Origin of the sequence: Streptomyces sp. NPDC091412, from assembly GCF_044756885.1 — a bacterium.
GTDB lineage: Bacteria > Actinomycetota > Actinomycetes > Streptomycetales > Streptomycetaceae > Streptomyces.
Window position 1 is genome coordinate 148,896 of the sequence record NZ_JBIVTV010000011.1, and the last position, 14,810, is coordinate 163,705.

General features: G+C 67.0%; 16 protein-coding genes. 9 read left to right on the forward strand and 7 right to left on the reverse strand.

From position 1 onward, the window contains the following. Nucleotides 1–39: 39 nt before the first annotated feature. Nucleotides 40–1,941 carry a DUF2264 domain-containing protein gene (locus tag ACIQMV_RS25140; RefSeq protein WP_402595715.1) on the forward strand — a complete coding sequence of 634 codons (1,902 nt, stop codon included), beginning with the start codon at nt 40–42 and terminating at the stop codon, nt 1,939–1,941. Between the two features lie 15 nt (nt 1,942–1,956). On the opposite strand, the gene ACIQMV_RS25145 is transcribed toward ACIQMV_RS25140, so the two are convergent. Further along, nucleotides 1,957–2,031, reverse strand: a complete 75-nt coding sequence (locus tag ACIQMV_RS25145; RefSeq protein ID WP_099504217.1) for a 50S ribosomal protein bL37 — start codon at nt 2,029–2,031, stop codon at nt 1,957–1,959. A 205-nt stretch (nt 2,032–2,236) separates the two neighbouring features. Next, on the reverse strand, nt 2,237–3,151 hold the full coding sequence (locus ACIQMV_RS25150; protein WP_402595716.1) for a GNAT family N-acetyltransferase: 915 nt from the start codon (nt 3,149–3,151) through the stop codon (nt 2,237–2,239). Between the two features lie 281 nt (nt 3,152–3,432). On the opposite strand from ACIQMV_RS25150, the gene ACIQMV_RS25155 reads away from it, so the two are divergent. Beyond that, nucleotides 3,433–3,975, forward strand: a complete 543-nt coding sequence (locus ACIQMV_RS25155) for a GNAT family N-acetyltransferase (RefSeq protein ID WP_402595718.1) — start codon at nt 3,433–3,435, stop codon at nt 3,973–3,975. A gap of 221 nt (nt 3,976–4,196) precedes the next feature. On the opposite strand, the gene ACIQMV_RS25160 is transcribed toward ACIQMV_RS25155, so the two are convergent. Beyond that, nucleotides 4,197–5,720 (reverse strand): FAD-binding oxidoreductase, encoded by a 1,524-nt coding sequence (locus tag ACIQMV_RS25160; RefSeq protein WP_402595720.1) that lies wholly within the window; start codon nt 5,718–5,720, stop codon nt 4,197–4,199. 447 nt (nt 5,721–6,167) lie between these two features. Here ACIQMV_RS25160 and ACIQMV_RS25165 point away from each other — a divergent pair, with 447 nt between their 5' ends. After that, nucleotides 6,168–6,782 carry a DUF1326 domain-containing protein gene (locus ACIQMV_RS25165; protein WP_402595830.1) on the forward strand — a complete coding sequence of 205 codons (615 nt, stop codon included), beginning with the start codon at nt 6,168–6,170 and terminating at the stop codon, nt 6,780–6,782. Next, entirely contained in the window at nt 6,779–7,546 is a 768-nt protein-coding gene (locus ACIQMV_RS25170; protein ID WP_402595722.1) for a DUF2182 domain-containing protein, read from the forward strand. The genes ACIQMV_RS25165 and ACIQMV_RS25170 overlap by 4 nt, the downstream gene beginning before the upstream one ends. A gap of 255 nt (nt 7,547–7,801) precedes the next feature. Here the strand turns inward: ACIQMV_RS25170 and ACIQMV_RS25175 are convergent, their stop codons facing one another. Continuing rightward, nucleotides 7,802–8,536 carry a carbonic anhydrase gene (locus ACIQMV_RS25175; protein WP_402595724.1) on the reverse strand — a complete coding sequence of 245 codons (735 nt, stop codon included), beginning with the start codon at nt 8,534–8,536 and terminating at the stop codon, nt 7,802–7,804. A 937-nt stretch (nt 8,537–9,473) separates the two neighbouring features. Between ACIQMV_RS25175 and ACIQMV_RS25180 the strand changes: the two genes are divergently transcribed. Both ACIQMV_RS25180 and ACIQMV_RS25185 read left to right on the forward strand, forming a co-directional pair. Further along, a complete protein-coding gene (locus ACIQMV_RS25180; RefSeq protein WP_402595725.1) occupies nt 9,474–9,827 on the forward strand; it encodes a hypothetical protein in 354 nt (117 codons plus the stop codon). Then, the gene (locus tag ACIQMV_RS25185) at nt 9,824–10,180 is read left to right on the forward strand and encodes a hypothetical protein (protein ID WP_402595727.1); all 357 of its coding nucleotides are present in this window, start codon (nt 9,824–9,826) and stop codon (nt 10,178–10,180) included. Before ACIQMV_RS25180 ends, ACIQMV_RS25185 begins: the two co-directional genes overlap by 4 nt. A gap of 165 nt (nt 10,181–10,345) precedes the next feature. Here the strand turns inward: ACIQMV_RS25185 and ACIQMV_RS25190 are convergent, their stop codons facing one another. Beyond that, nucleotides 10,346–10,618, reverse strand: coding sequence for an ATP-binding protein (locus tag ACIQMV_RS25190; protein WP_402595832.1), 273 nt, complete (start codon nt 10,616–10,618; stop codon nt 10,346–10,348). Beyond that, nucleotides 10,618–11,220 (reverse strand): transposase family protein, encoded by a 603-nt coding sequence (locus tag ACIQMV_RS25195; protein WP_402595729.1) that lies wholly within the window; start codon nt 11,218–11,220, stop codon nt 10,618–10,620. Before ACIQMV_RS25195 ends, ACIQMV_RS25190 begins: the two co-directional genes overlap by 1 nt. Nucleotides 11,221–11,820: 600 nt before the next feature. Here ACIQMV_RS25195 and ACIQMV_RS25200 point away from each other — a divergent pair. The 3 genes from ACIQMV_RS25200 to ACIQMV_RS25210 all read left to right on the forward strand — a co-directional run bounded on the left by ACIQMV_RS25200 (nt 11,821) and on the right by ACIQMV_RS25210 (nt 14,198). Further along, nucleotides 11,821–12,666: a CatB-related O-acetyltransferase gene (locus tag ACIQMV_RS25200; RefSeq protein ID WP_402595731.1), complete on the forward strand. Its 846-nt coding sequence runs from the start codon at nt 11,821–11,823 to the stop codon at nt 12,664–12,666. Nucleotides 12,667–12,753: 87 nt separating this feature from the next. Next, a complete protein-coding gene (locus ACIQMV_RS25205; RefSeq protein WP_402595733.1) occupies nt 12,754–13,494 on the forward strand; it encodes an SDR family oxidoreductase in 741 nt (246 codons plus the stop codon). Between the two features lie 170 nt (nt 13,495–13,664). After that, complete coding sequence (locus tag ACIQMV_RS25210) at nt 13,665–14,198, forward strand: hypothetical protein (RefSeq protein ID WP_402595735.1); 534 nt, start codon at nt 13,665–13,667, stop codon at nt 14,196–14,198. A 372-nt stretch (nt 14,199–14,570) separates the two neighbouring features. Here the strand turns inward: ACIQMV_RS25210 and ACIQMV_RS25215 are convergent, their stop codons facing one another. Continuing rightward, complete coding sequence (locus ACIQMV_RS25215) at nt 14,571–14,759, reverse strand: helix-turn-helix domain-containing protein (protein ID WP_402595737.1); 189 nt, start codon at nt 14,757–14,759, stop codon at nt 14,571–14,573. Nucleotides 14,760–14,810 lie beyond the last annotated feature (51 nt).

Below are 14,810 nucleotides of genomic sequence, written 5' to 3' on the forward strand. Positions count from 1 at the left end.
GTACCGCCCGCCGCCCGACGAAGGAGCCAGCGAACCGCCATGCCCGCCCCGCACTTCCCCCTGCCGCCCACCGACCGCGTCCGCTCCCCCCTGACCGGCTGGACCCGGGCACACTGGGAGGCCCTGGCCGACCGGCAGCTGTCGGCCCTGCTGCCCTACGCCACACCGGGTCTCGCGCAGTACCGGCTGCCGGGGCGGGCCAGCTGGTCCGGGGTCGTCTCGGACGGGCTCGAAGGGTTCGCTCGGACATTTCTGCTGGCCTCCTTCCGGATCGCGGGCGCGGGCGGCAGCGACGGAACGGATTCCGCAGCCGTTTCCCACCTGATCGAAAGGTACACACAGGGTCTGACAACGGGCACGGACCGTGACAGCACCGAGGCCTGGCCCGAACTCACCGACTGCTCCCAGCAGATGGTCGAGGCCGCCTCCATCGCGCTCGGCCTGCACGAGACCCGCCCCTGGATCTGGGACCGGCTCGACACCCGGGTCCAGGAGCGGGTCGTCGACTGGTTCTCCGGGTTCGTCGGCGCGACGACCTGGGACAACAACTGGCGCCTGTTCCAAGTGGTGTCGGAGCAGTTCCTCGCCTCGGTCGGCGCTCCGTACAACCAGGGCGACATCGATGCGGGCCTCGACCGGATCGAGGACTGGTACGTCGGCGACGGCTGGTACACGGACGGCGACGGCCGCAACTTCGACTACTACATCGGCTGGGCCATGCACCTGTACCCGCTGCTGTGGGCCCGCATGGCGGGGCCGGACGGGGACGGCGGGCGCGGCGCCGTCTACCGGGAGCGGCTGGCCCGGTTCCTCACCACGTACCCGCAGTTCTTCGGCGCGGACGGCGCGCCGGTGCACCAGGGCCGGTCGCTGACGTACCGCATCGCGGCGACGGCTCCGGTGTGGCTGGGCGCGCTCGCCGACTGCACCCCTCTCGCGCCGGGCCTGACCCGGCGCCTCGCCTCCGGCGCGGCCCGGCACTTCGCCGAGCGCGGGGTGCCGGACGAGCGGGGGCTGCTGCCGCTGGGCTGGTACGACACGTTCCTGCCCGCGACACAGCCGTACTCGGGGCCCGCGTCGCCTTACTGGGCGAGCAAGGGGTTCCTCGGTCTGCTGCTTCCCGCCGACCATCCGGTGTGGACGGACCGGGAACTCCCGCTGCCCGTCGAGCAGTCCACGCAGTACACGGCGCTGCCCGCGCCCGGCTGGCTACTGCACGGCACCCCGCACGACGGTGTCGTCCGCCTGGTCAACCACGGCAGCGACCACAACCCGCCGGACGGCCCGGCGAGCGACGACCCGCACTACGCCAAGTTCGCCTACTCCACGGCCACCGCCCCGGAGTCCGCACCGCACGCCTGGGCCCGCGCGGTCGACAACCACATCGCGCTGCTCACCGCCGACGGCACCCCGTCGCGCCGCCGCCGCATCCACCCCCTCATCTGCCAGGGGCGCCGCGCGTCGTCCCGTCACGACGTACAACTCCCGGGCATGGAGGACGCGTTCCCGATCGAGTCGACGAGCGTACTGCACGGGCCGTGGGAGCTGCGCGTGCACCGGGTGCGGGCCCCTGAGGGCGTGACGGTCCGCGAGGGCGGGTACGCGGTCGCCGACGTGGTGCGCCCGCACTTGAAGCAGGGGCCCGGCTGGGCGCTGACCCGTACGGAGTCGGGGCTGACCAGCGCCGTGGCCGCGCTGTACGGATGGGACGAGGCGGGCGTCGCGCGCGAGGTCGAGGCGAACGCCTACGGCCCGCACTCGGCGACCCCGTACCTGCGAGCCGTGCGCCATCCGGGCGGGGAGAGTGTCCACGTCACCTTGGTGGTGCTCACCCGCGACGTGGTCCACCCCTGGGCCCTGCGCGAGTCGATCACGTGCACGCGCGAGGACGACGGGCGGGTGACGGTCACGTTCCCGGACAGCGAGGCGGTAACGGTTTGACAGGGGCAGGTCGGCTCAGGCGTTGGGACGCTTGCCGTGATTGGCCTTCTTCTTCTTACGGCCGCGTCGCTTGTTCCCTCGTTTGGCCATGGTGCACCTCTCCCTAATCCAGGACATTCCATGCCTCGCTCAGTCTAGATTCGGCCCGGAGTGTCCGCATCAGCGGTACCGCGGGCGCAGCGCTCATTGCCCGCTCGGTGAACTTCCCCATCGCCCACGCACCGGCCATCCGCGCCCAGGAAGAACTGAGCGGCGTTCCGGCAGTACCGAGCCCACAGCAATCTGCGGAGCGGTCCTATGCGCCGAGGTCCTTGCGGAAAACTGTGGAGCTGTGCCGAACTGTCATGCCGACCCGTAGATAGAGGTCGAGTGCGCCGGTGTCCGAGTGGGTCCACAAGGTGCAGGAGCAACGGCCCGCGCGGTGGAAGGCGCGGAAGGTATGGCGCAGCAGGAGTCGGGCTATGCCGCGGCCGCGGTGGTCACGGCGTACGGCGACCTGTTCGAGGTAGCCCTCGTTCGTGCCCGGCACGTCCAGCGCCAGGGCGGCGCCCACCAGATGATCACCGGCGAAGGCCAGGGCCGACCGCTGAGGGGCGAACGTGGGCCGCTCCACGGTGTGGGCGGCCCACTCCTCGTACGACTGCCGCCGCTCCTGCCACTCGTCGAACGCGTCCTGGACGAGGACGTGCGTGGCGGGCCCGTCGCCGGTGTGGAAGGGCCGCACGGTGATGCCCGCCGGGGGCTCGGGCACCGCGGGCTCGGCCGGCATGGCGAACTCCAGCAGCCAGGCCGTCACCAGCGGCTCGTACCCGTGCGCGCACAGTAGCGTCACGGCGCCCGTGTCCGCGTCCGGCACGGTCTGCACGACGCGGGCGGCGCCGGCCTGCCGTGCCCGCGCCAGCGTCCAGCCGAGGAGTGCGGCGCCCAGGCCCCGGCCTCGGTGCTCCGGATGCACGTCCACCTCGGAGCGCCGGTCCACCCAGGCGCGGGCGGCGAGTCGTCCAGCCGGGTCGAGGACGAGGACGGTGTCCGCATCCGGCACCAGGCCCGGCCGCGCGAGATCGGCGGCTACGGCCCCGGCGTCGCTCTGCCCCCGCCCGTACACCTCCCGTTCGCAGGCCGTGACCAGCGCGTGAATCGCCGGGACGTCGTCGGTGGTCGAGGGCCGCGAACGATAGCCGGGCGGCAGGGACGGGACCAGGAAGGGCACCGGCGGAGGGTAGCCGTGCGCCGGATCTTCCCACAAGAGGGCGAACGCTGCCCGAGATGGCACCAGGTCGCTTCGCGCGGGCGTGGAGTCGTGTTCAGGCGGGTGATCAGCCCACGGTTGGCGGCGCGAGCCGCGTCGAGTTCTTGCCGGCGTTCTTCGAGCTGGTGCGTGAGGTCCACGGCATCCGTCGAACGCAGCTGGTCCCTGGAAAATACCGGTGAGTCTCTGCCTGTGCCCAGTTATCCTGCCTTGTCCTGAACAGGCCAGGGAGGTCCCCCACCATGAGCAGCGCCACGTCGTCGTTTCCCGAGCGGATCGAGATCTCGAGGGAGGGTCTCGTCCTCCGCGACTGGACGGAGGCGGACCTGCCCGCGATGCCGGAGCTGTTCGACCACCCCGACATCGCGTACTGGACACCGATCGTGTCCCCCTTCGACGAAGCGGCCGCCCACGCACGCCTGGACCGGGCCCGGCAGCTGCGGGCGGAGGGCACGACCATCCTGCTCGCCATCACCGTCGACGGCGGCGCACCGCTCGGCGAGGTGATGCTGCGGCGTGCGCCCGAGGGCACGGAACTCGGCTACGCCGTCGGCCCGGCGCACCGTGGCCAGGGGCTGGCGGCGCGTGCGGTGCGGGTGATGGCCGCATACGCCTTCGAGCAGTTGAGCGCGGGGCAGGTGATCCTGGAACTGGAGGCCGAGAACGCCGCGAGCGTCGCCGTGGCCACCAAGGCGGGCTTCGGACTGCTCGACGTGCCGCTGATCAGAGGTGAGGAGAAAGGACGGCCCTACGCCCTGCAGACGTGGGGTCTGAACCGCCCTTGATCCTCAGCCTCCACCACGAGCACCCGATCGCACGCCCACCCCATGCCCATGACCGCCGGCGACCGGTCCAACCAACCTCAATGCGATCTGTTCCGACGTGAGGGCGGCGCCCGGCGCACCCGCCGCATGTCACCGTCACTGGTCCAGACGCCTTGGTATGGAACACGTATCTCTCCCAGGAGGTGGACCCGACGGCTGATTACGGAACAGGCCGTGCTCGATCAGCGGGACGCGGGCGGGATGCTCTGGTCGTACTGGAAGACGTTGTGCGGGTCGTACTTCGCCTTGATCTTTCGCAGTCGACCGAAGTTGGATCCCCAGTAGGCGGTCTCCCAATCCTGCATGCCGACGTTCGGCACGTTGACGTAGGCGCCGTCCACGTAGGGGCGCAGTGCCTGGCTGAATTCGGCGATCCAAGTCTGGGCCTGGGGGGTGAGCGGGTCACCGATGCCCGGCTGGTTGGAACGGGTTCCCCAGCCGACGCCGGGCTCGGAGTAGAAGAGCGCGTCGCGGTGCGGGAACGCCGTGCCGCCGCGGGGGCTCCTCCTGACCGCCCCGCCGAACGCCTGGGTGAAGAAGTTGCTCTCGTCCGTGGGCGCGTCCTTCATGAACGAGGAGATCACGTCGATCGCCTTGCTCGGGAAAGGCTTCCTGGTGAACTGCGAGTAGAACTTCCAGTTCGCGGGTTCGACCTCGATCGGGGTCTGGAATCCCGAATACACCTCGCCCCAGTTTCCCACCTGCACCGACACCTTGGGGCTGTCGATCGACAGGACGGGGGCCAGCAGCTTCTTCGCTTCCGCAGGTGTTCCTTCCGCGAGAACCGCGAACAGCAGGATCTGGTTCCGGTGAACTTCGAGCTGGGTGCCGAGGCGGTTGTCGGCGTACGGCGCAGTGCGCTGCCAGGCGTCGAAGACCCTGCGCACGTCGCTGATTCCGTCCCATGTGGCCTGCACATACGTGACGCTCTTCAGCGGGGCCACTTTGTAGGTGAGTGAGGTGACGATCCCGAAGTTGCCGTTGCCCGCTCCGCGCAGCGCCCAGAGCAGGTCCGAGTTGTGGTTCAGATCGGCCTTGATCACCTTGGCGCACTCGTCGCCTTCCGCGACGACGACCTCGGCTCCGACCAGGCTGTCGCAGGCCATGCCGAGCCAGCGGGTGAGGAAGCCGAAGCCGCCGCCGAGCGTGGCGCCGGCGAGGCCCACGCTGCCTTCGGTCCCAGTCGTCACCGCGAAGTTCCGCTTCGCGAGCGTGGTCACCGCTTCCAGCTGGTTGAGTCCGGAGCCGACCCTCGCGACACGGGCGGCGTCATCGATGTGGACCGACTTCAGCTCGCTGATGTCGATCACGAGGCCGCTGTCGACGTTCGACCGGCCCTCAAGGCTGTGGCGGCCGCTCCGGATCCTCAGCGCGACGTCGTTCTGCCGTGCCCAAGTCAGGGCGTTGACTACGTCCTGAGTGTTCTGAGCGAAGACGATCACCAGCGGATGGTGAGAGAAGAGCTGGTCCCAGCCGAGGCGCGCGTCCGTGTACCCGGGGTCGTTGGGGCGGACGATGCGGCCGGTCAGCTTCGCCGGCGGGCACTTCCCCCCGTGCGTATCGCCCATGGAAGCCTCGGTCATGGAAGCCTCGGCCACGGCACTCGCACCGGGGGCTTCGGTGGCCGCGACGCCGGGTACGACGATCGCGCCGGCACCGCCGACGGCCGTCGCCTTGAGCAGCCTGCGACGGGAAAAGTCGTTCATGGTCCGTGTCCTCTCGACCATCAGCGGGTGCGAATCGGTCTTTTATGGACTATTTATGCGAAGCGGACGTTAGCAAGGGTGACCACGGTGGCTGTCTCGACACGCTCGCAACCACGACCGAAGGCACCTGGCGCCGTAGATCCGGCACGGCCTGTCCACCCCTCGGTCTCCGGAAGCCGTGGAGGCAGGCGTGACGGTCGTGGTGTGCTGGTGCGAGTGCGGGACTAGCCTGGGAAGTATTCGGGCGGCCGTTCGAGCCAAGGAGCTTTCCTGGTGTCGATCTTTGTGGCCAAGCGGGCGCGCGGCACGCGTCCAGGGCCCCGTGTTCCTCATGAGGTCGAGGCGCCACTCAAGGTCGGCGCCTCACCAGCTCTTTCACTCTGTCGGCCGAGCCCCACTTCGCATCGCCGACAGGCGCGTGACCCAGCCGCCGGCAGGAGTACAGAGATGGCTTGGAATCTGAACGGTACATACCTTGAGAGCTGCAACTGCGACACCGTGTGCCCGTGCACCACCTCAGGTATGACCGCGCCCGCCGACAACGAGCGCTGCCAGGTGACTCTCGCGTTCCACGTCGCACGGGGTGAGATCGACGGCGTGGATGTGTCGGACCACAGCGTCGTTGTCTTCGCCGACGCGCCCCGTGTGATGGCCGACGGCGGCTGGCAGGTCGCGCTGTACGTCGACGCTTCGGCCGACGACAGCCAGGCGGACGCGCTGGGCAAGGTCTTCTCCGGGCAGGTGGGCGGACCAATGGCGGCGCTCGTCCCCCTCATCGGCGAGGTCCTCGGCGTCGAACGCGTTTCCATCGACTTCCACGACGACGGTCGCCGCCACACGGTGCAGGTGGCGGACGCCATCGACATCGAGATCGAGGACCAGGTGGCCCCACAGTTCGGCGAGGACGGTCCTGTGATGGGGCTGACCGGCATGTTCCACCCGGCGAACAGCACGTTGACGATCGCCCGATCGACGCGGGCCATCGGCACTGGCGTACACGGCCGTTCATGGGACTTCACCGGCCGCAACGCACACTCGGCGCCCTTCTCATGGTCGGCGTGATCAGGCCAACGATCACAGTCCCGCACAGCGCGCGCTACTCCGGGCTGGTGCTGCTCACGGCGGCCGCGGCCTGGACATGGGCGGTACTGCGCTGGGGGGACATGGGCTTGCGGACCATGGCCGGGAATCTGCCCGCCTTCATGGGCATGTGGACGATCATGATGACCGCGATGATGCTGCCGGCCACGGCACCCGTCGCCTCGTTGTACGCGCGGACGGTCCCCACGCACCGGGCGCCGCGCATGGTCGCGTTCACCGCCGGCTACGTGCTGGTCTGGGCCGCCGCAGGACTGCCGGCATACGCCTTAGCCGTCGTAGCGACGCACGTCGCAACCACACATCCCACGACAGGGACGGCGGCAGCCGCCGCCGTTTTCACCGTCAACGGTGTCTATCAGCTCACCGCCCTCAAGGATTTCTGCCTCACCAAGTGCCGCTCACCGATCGGCCTGTTGCTGCGCTACGCGTCGTACCGCGGCCCCTCCCGCCATCTACGTGCCGGAGCGCACCACGGCGCGTTCTGCCTGGGATGCTGCTGGTCCTTGATGCTGCTGCTCATGGCGTTCGGTGTGATGAATCTTTGGGCCATGGCGGGTCTGGCCGCCCTCGTCACCGCAGAGAAACGCTTGCCGCGGGGTCGTCTTGTCGCCCGCGTCGTCGGCCTCGCCTCGCTCGCGCTCGCGATCACCGTCTTCTGGGTGCCCCTGCTGGCCCCCAACCTCACGGGAGGCGGCATGACCGAGATGGGCCTCCGTCACCTGTGACGTGCGCCGTACAGCCGCACGCGCCGTACAGCCGCAAGAGGTACCAGACCCGTGCCGGATCGTGCGGGGAACCAGAAGGACCACCGGGGAGCGAAGTCCACAGCCATCGGCACGGGCACCGCCACCGTTTCTACGCAGGTCACCAAGATCCCCGGCGTGACTCAGGGCAAGAAGAAGCAGGCCTGCGCGATCAACCGTCTCGACCAGGCTGATCATCAACGGCCTGGCACATACACGTGTGGCTCAGTCGACCGGTCAGGACGGCGCACCCGCCAGGACTTCTACCTTTCCGGTGTCGAGGGAGTAGTACGCGCCGACCACGGCAAGACTGCCCTTTCTCACGAGTGGGGCCAGGTCCTGGTTGGAGCGCAGGTCGGCTGCGGTCAGCTTGGCCTGCGCGCGGGCCATGGTCTCGACCGGATCGGCACCGCCTTCCTTGACTGCCTGGTCGTACGCCGGACGCAGAGCCTTGGCGATCGCATCGAGATTGCCCGGCAGCGGCTTGCCGCCATGGAGAGACTTGTACGCCGCCTCGATGGCTCCGCACCGCTGATGCCCGAGGACCACGATGAGCGGAGTGCCACTCGTCATGGGCCCGTACTCCACAGAACCCGTGACCACCGGCTCGACCGCCTCTCCTCCGGTGCGCATCACGTACAGGTCACCCAGCCCGGTGTCGAAGAGAAGTTCAGGCGGCACCCGGGAGTCGATACAGGCGAGGATCGCCCCGAACGGCTTCTGCCCCTGGGCCACGAACTGGCGCCGGTTCGGATCCCGGTCGGGGTGTTGAAGGTCTCCGCTCACCCACCGCTTGTTGCCGTCCATCAGCCTCGCGAATGCTGCGGCGGGTGTTGTCGGGCCCACTTCCGGCGAAGCACCGGTCGCCAGTGGGGTGGCACTCGTCGACGAGCACCCCGCAAGCGCGGCCGTGGAGACTGCGAGTCCACCAGCGAGCAGAGCCCTGCGATTCGGGTGTTCCGCTGCGACCATCGGTCGTTCCCCTCACTCCGCCGAGACGCGTGAATAAGCCATGACCAGGCGATTGTTCAGCGCGGTGAGGAAGCCGGACCGCAGGCACACGCAGGCGAGGACCGCTTTCCCGCAGACGGCCCACAGAGCCGACAGCCGTCGTTGCCGACCGTCCCTTCAGGAGCGGTGAGGTTCGCTCGCCGTCGGGAGGTGACCGCGGCTGATCGCTACGCGGAGTACGTCTCGCAGAGCCCCTTTCAGCTTGTCCGCCAGGAGGCACACGCCCTCGGGGGCTGAGGCCTCATCGCCGAGTGACCGGGGACGGCCCGTGGAGACGGGGGACATCGTGGTGCCCGCCGCGCACTGCGAGATCGTCCATGAGATCGAACTCCTACAGCGGGTGTCCCTTACCCTCATGGCTCGGCAGGCATAGATGGGGCGGCCCCCTCCACAACGGCTCGGCACTGGGGAAACAGCCACCGACCGACGTGAGTCGCGTCAGTCGTAGCCGCGTTCTGCCGCGGCTGTTGGCTCGCCAAGTAGGCTGCCGCGCATGACCACTTCTCCCGATCACATCAGCAACAGAGAGGGGCACGCGCCCTGCACGCGGCGGCCATGTACAAGTAGGCCGGCGCAGCACAGTTGAGTTGTTCAATGAGTGTCTGACTGCGTGACAACGCCGACGGAGAACGGGGGACGAGAGCGGACGTCTGCTGGCCTCGTTCACTTCGAGCAGCAGCGTTTGTCAGGCGGTTGGGTAGCAGTTGGTGATCTTGACACCCTTGAATGTTCATGAGAAGTGACGTCAGGGTGCCCACATTGCCGGGTGTCGGAAAGCAGTCGGGCAGGTCGTCTGCCGTGCCCGGCAGGTGAGGGGCCGCGACCGGGCCGTCATCATGATCAGTCGGAGGCCTGGCGTGGTGGGGTCTGTCGAAGGTAAGAGAGGAACGCGAGGGGGATGGGGACCGTGACAGAGGTGTTCGACAGGGGCATGGACGTGCTCACCGTGGCCTTGGGGCTGTGCTGCGTGGGGTTGGGATGGTGGGCCCTGCTCCGGCCGCGTCGGCCACCAGAGCCGATAAAGGGCCCGGTGTGGGTGGTCCGCATCTGGGGGCTCGGCTATGTACTGCTGGGGATCTCCCTCACCATCGAGTCGGTGACCCTGATGGCCGGCGGGGAGCCGGGCCGGCCGGCGGACCTGACCCGCTGGGTTGCCGGACCGCTCGTGGTCGGCTCGCTCCTGGCGGCGTTCCTGTCCCGGCGGTGGGAGCGCCGTCGGGCCCGGGCTACGAACGAGGGGCGGCAGGCGTGAAGTGCGCCGTCCCCTGGAGTGAGGCAGCGCTCGTGGCCGTTGCCTGCTGGGCGGTCAGCGGTCTGGGATACGGCGTGCTCGCCGCCCTCGACGAGCCGCACCTGCCCGTTGCGCCCCTCATCGGCATGGGGCTCGTCCAGTGGTTCTGGGCGCGCCACCGCTTTTGGCCGGCCTCGGTCGCGGCGGGCCTCGCGGGGGCTGCCGTGCTGTTCGCTCTCGTCGACGTCCTGCGCCCGGGTCTGGGCCGGTACGTTGCGGACGCGCTGGCCACGGGGGCCGCGGCGACGGTCGCCCTGGCCGTCTTCACCCTGGTCGGCCGCGGAGCGGGACGCCATCGTGACGCAGCACACTGACCCGCTCGTGGGCCACCGCCTCTGGAGGCCTGTCCGGTGCCGGAGTTGTTGCTCTGACGTCCAACGTTGACATCAACAACCAGGGACAGCGGTGACAATCAGCAGCCAGATGCGGTACCCGTGCGCGCGGTGGACCGCGGCCACGCCGGGGTGGGATCGAACTCCTCAAGCGGGTGTCGCAGGTTCGAATCCTGCCGGGGGCACCATGCCTGACCAGGTGCGATGCACCAGGAAGGCATCTCGGAAGTGATCTCCGAGGGGCTTTTTGGCCTTGCATGGGAACGAATGGGAGTGCGCCATCAGGCAGGCGCGGACAGCGAGCCCCGTGGCGAGGTGTGTCTTGCCGGTGCCCGGCGGGCCGAGGAAAACAGCGTTCTCCTTCGCCGCTATGGCGCCCTGGGCGCTGATCTGCTCGGCGTGATCGGTCTGCGTGAGCATCACGTCGGCGGTGATGACGTGTCCCGCAGGTCGAGCCATTCCAGCAGCGGGGCGAAGGCGGGGATCTCGTTGCTCTTCGCGGCAATCTGCCGCTGTGAGATCACCGTCTGGTTCTCATGCAGGACGGCGGCGAGCAGGTGGATGGCGCTCTTGCCGCCGTCGCGGCTGCCGCGCACGGCTTTGCCGTCGACGGCCAGTCCCACCAGTTCGGGCGAACCGGTTTCGACGGGGTCACGGGAGTGCCGGGCAAGCCAGGCGCCCACGGCATCATCAAGGGCGTCGCCGTCGACGCGGGAGAGAAGGCGGCCCAGGGTGGTGGCACGCGGAAGACGGTCCAGCCCGATCCGTTTGCGCACCTCAGGGGTGGAGTCGATGGCGAACCGTGCGATGCCGGCCAGTGTGGTGGCCCCGCCGAGGACCGCGAGCAAGCACAGGGCAAGCAAATAACCCAGCCGGTAGCGGCGGCCTCTTACGCGCCGCGGATCGGAAAGCCGGTCCAGGACCGTCGACAACGAGGTCAGGTCGGACAGTTCGGCGGGTGAGCAGGACAAGTCGACGTCCTCGCGGTGGCGTTGCAGGACACCGATCAGGGAGGATGACACGCAAGCGCGACCCCTTTTCGTGATCAAAGGCTTCGACAACCTTGATCATCGGGGGTCGCGTTCGTCGCCTCCAGCCCGGACACCTCGGACCGCCTCAGTACGCACGCGCCTGATCAGTCCATCTCGCCAAGCGGGAGCCATCAGTCCTGGTGACGCACCCACCAGCCATCGTCACGTGCCCGCGATCAGCACGTCTATAAAGATCAACCCGACTGTGCAATCGCTCTGTCAGCGGGGGAACTTCATTTTCGGGCTGCAGAGTTGGCGGTGGTGACCTCGGGTTTCACGGGGTGAGCCGTTTGGCGATCTTCAGGAGTTCGGCCGTGGTGCTCACGATGAATGTGTAGGTGCCGTTCGTCCATGTCGCGGTGTTATTGGAGTGACGAACATCGCCGCCGCCACCGACCACTACCGATCACCGACCGACCACGCACTCCAACCACTCGATCTTGAAACTTGAGAACACATCAGCTCTGTCCAGGCACGTGCCTCTCATCAGCGGAAACGTCTACGCGCAGGACTTTGCGGCAGCCCCGGGACATCAACACCCCCGTAGAACTTGATTGCTCCCTTAGGGTGAAAAGAGGAGGAGATGGAGAGGTGCGCAAGAGATCCGGGTACTCATGTCTACCAGCAGCTAATATTCAAGGAATCCACCTCAGGCAGGGAAACCCTCCTGTGTATTATTGCCCTTATGTGAATTACCGCTTCGTCGGAAATCAGGGATCCTATCCACTTCTAGCCGAGAGCAGCATCGCTATGCCTGATGGTTATCACTGGTCGAGGCCGCAGTACCTCCATGAGGCCGTAACCAACCCCAACATCCACGTGACAGGAACCCGCAGTTACTACAGCCACGCCTGGTCCGGCGACTTCGAGGGGTCCGTGGTGCGTTACCTCCACGGAGATGCCTACAGTCGAGCGAACCGGAACTGGACGCCACCCTGGCCCATCGACCAACTATATATCGGCGACTACGTGTGCATTGGAGCCGAAGCCGTAATCCTCATGGGCGGCAACCATCTTCATCGCGCAGACTGGTTCAGTCTCTATCCTTTCCGTGACGTTCGCGCCGACGCTTACCAGGGAAAGGGAGACACTGTGATCAAGGACGGTGCCTGGATTGGCATGCGTGCCATGATCATGCCTGGCGTAACTCTAGGCGAAGGCGCCGTAGTCGCCGCTCAAAGTGTAGTCACCCGCGATGTGCCGCCCTACACCCTTGTGGCCGGCAGTCCTGCACGGGAAGTCCGGAAGCGCTTCGCTCCGGAGGTCATCGACCGGCTCCTCGCACTGGACATCTACAAGTGGAGCGACGAGAAATTCGACTCTCTGCGTCCGGTTATCTGCGGATCAAGCATCGACGCCCTTGAGGAGATGTCCCAGGCGTGGGATGTCTCAAGCTCAACAGTTCATAGAAATGTAGCCGCTGCCCCTGTGGCATAACCCAACCAGTAAATGCATGCAGCCGGAATCGGAATCGCCGAGTGCGGGTCTCTTCAAGGCCCCGTATTGCGTTAAGGAGGAACGGGAATGTTCCAGAGTCCTTACTCCCGTGTCGCCCTCGTCACTGGCGGGTCCGGCGGGATCGGCCGCGCCATCGTCAGACGGCTGGCGGAAGACAAGTTCTGTCTAGGCGTTCACTATGCAGAAAACAAGGAAACGGCCTACAGCCTGGTGGAGGAGATCACGTCGAGTGGCGGTCGGGCGATCGCAGTCGGCGGAGACGTCGCTGATGAGGACGCGATGGCCGCAGCCTTCGATGAAGTCGAAGTTGAATTCGGGGGAATCGACGTCCTCGTGCACACCGCCGGTGTCATGCGGCCTGGACCAATCGCGACCCTGGACCTGACTGAGCTCGACCAGATCCACCGCACCAACATCCGCGGCACGTTCGTCGTCGACCGGCAGGCGGCCCGGAAACTACGCGCCGGCGGAGCAATCATCAACTTCTCCACCTCCATGACCCGCACACAATACCCCGCCTACGGTGCATACGTCTCGAGCAAGGCGGCTGTCGAGGCAATGACCCTGGTGCTCGCCCGCGAGCTGCGCGGCAAGGACATCACGGTCAATGCTGTCGCCCCCGGCCCCACCGCCACCTCGATGCTTTTCGGTGACAAGAACGAGACAACCATCGGCAACCTCGCCAAGGCCGCACCGCTCGAGCGTCTGGGACGCCCCGAGGACATGGCCGAGATCGTGGCCTTTCTCGCAGGGCCGGGACGCTGGGTAAACGGCCAAGTAGTGTTCGGCAACGGCGGTCTTGCCTGAACTGAATCCTTCCCGATCACACAGCAATCACAAGATCGCTGGTCAGGCGTCTCTGATCAAACCTCAGAGGATCTGCACCCTTTTCGGATTACAGGAAAGCAGCATCCCACGTTCAGTTGATCGGGAAACTCGAATGCAAGCCCCTCAAAGAAGGGTTAGGGAATCAGAAAGTGAACAAAACGAGAACCATTAGCGTGGTCGCCAGTGCGGCATTCGCTTTGATGGGCGTGCCGGCCACCGCCTCGCCAGGAACAGCTGCTACCAGGGATGTCGGTACAGAGAAGCTATACCTGACGGTCAGTGGAACCACGCAGTACGGGTATCCGTTTACATCAAAGAAGGCGGGGGACGAATTCGGCGGCAGCGGGAAAGTTAGTGAGAGGAACACCAGAGTAGGCGACGGAAAATTCTCGTACTACTGCAAAATCACTGCTGTCGGTACCGCTCCCAACACGCTCACCAGCATCTGTCACGCCGCGCTGGACCTGCCAAAAAAGGGTCAGATCATGCTGGAGGCACTGGTCATCCAAAAGGCTGGCACTTCGGGTTTCCGGATGGCGGTCACGGGTGGAACAAACGACTACGAATTTGTAAGGGGTCATGCTGACTTCACTGAAAAACCAGCACCCGCGAGAATCGTCGTCTCCCTGGTCCATCCAATGAAGACGCCGGTGGTAGCGCCCGGCGTGGCAGCACCTCGCTGACCGGCACTGTCAGAGGCCGTTCTCTATCCGAACCTCGTGTGCGGCTTCTGCTGGTCGGACATGAGATCGCAGCTGTCGAGGAAGTCTCAGGCCGTTACTGGCCGAGATGTCGTAGGGGTGGCAGATGCCGTCGATGCGGGCGGTTTTGGAAGCGCGGCAGAAGCTGGTGGCCGAGTTGCACGACCGGCTGCGCGGAGCCGTCCGTGGCGCCGAGGGCCGTGAGGAGGAGGCGAGTGCGGCGGTCGTGGACTCGCAGTCGGTGAAGGCGGACGCGACCGTCGCCCACGCCTCGCGGGGTTTCGACGCCGGGAGTCCTCGACCGGGTCGGCCGCGTGGCGGGCGAGCCAGACACCGATGGCGTCGTCGAGGGCGTCACCGTCGATGCGGGACAGCAGACGGCCCAGGGTGGTGGCGCGCGGGAGGCCGCACGCTGACCCGCAGTGCGGCAGCGATCTCCCTGTTCTTCTGCCCGTCTTCGGAGCGTTCCACGGCCTGCAGCCGGACCCGCTCCCTCGCGGCCCTCCCGGCGTCGGTCAACCCGCCACCCTGCGCGTATCTCACGGTCCAGGGCTACCGGAGCGGACCAGCCGCCGTCATGCTGCACAGACCGCA

Bases quoted from the DNA above. Each gene is read 5' to 3' on its own strand.
- ACIQMV_RS25140 (WP_402595715.1), top strand. From the start codon at position 40: ATGCCCGCCCCGCACTTCCCCCTGCCGCCCACCGACCGCGTCCGCTCC.
- ACIQMV_RS25155 (WP_402595718.1), top strand. From the start codon at position 3,433: ATGAGCAGCGCCACGTCGTCGTTTCCCGAGCGGATCGAGATCTCGAGG.
- ACIQMV_RS25160 (WP_402595720.1), bottom strand. From the start codon at position 5,720: ATGAACGACTTTTCCCGTCGCAGGCTGCTCAAGGCGACGGCCGTCGGC.
- ACIQMV_RS25165 (WP_402595830.1), top strand. From the start codon at position 6,168: ATGGCTTGGAATCTGAACGGTACATACCTTGAGAGCTGCAACTGCGAC.
- ACIQMV_RS25175 (WP_402595724.1), bottom strand. From the start codon at position 8,536: ATGGTCGCAGCGGAACACCCGAATCGCAGGGCTCTGCTCGCTGGTGGA.
- ACIQMV_RS25180 (WP_402595725.1), top strand. From the start codon at position 9,474: ATGGGGACCGTGACAGAGGTGTTCGACAGGGGCATGGACGTGCTCACC.
- ACIQMV_RS25190 (WP_402595832.1), bottom strand. From the start codon at position 10,618: ATGCTCACGCAGACCGATCACGCCGAGCAGATCAGCGCCCAGGGCGCC.
- ACIQMV_RS25205 (WP_402595733.1), top strand. From the start codon at position 12,754: ATGTTCCAGAGTCCTTACTCCCGTGTCGCCCTCGTCACTGGCGGGTCC.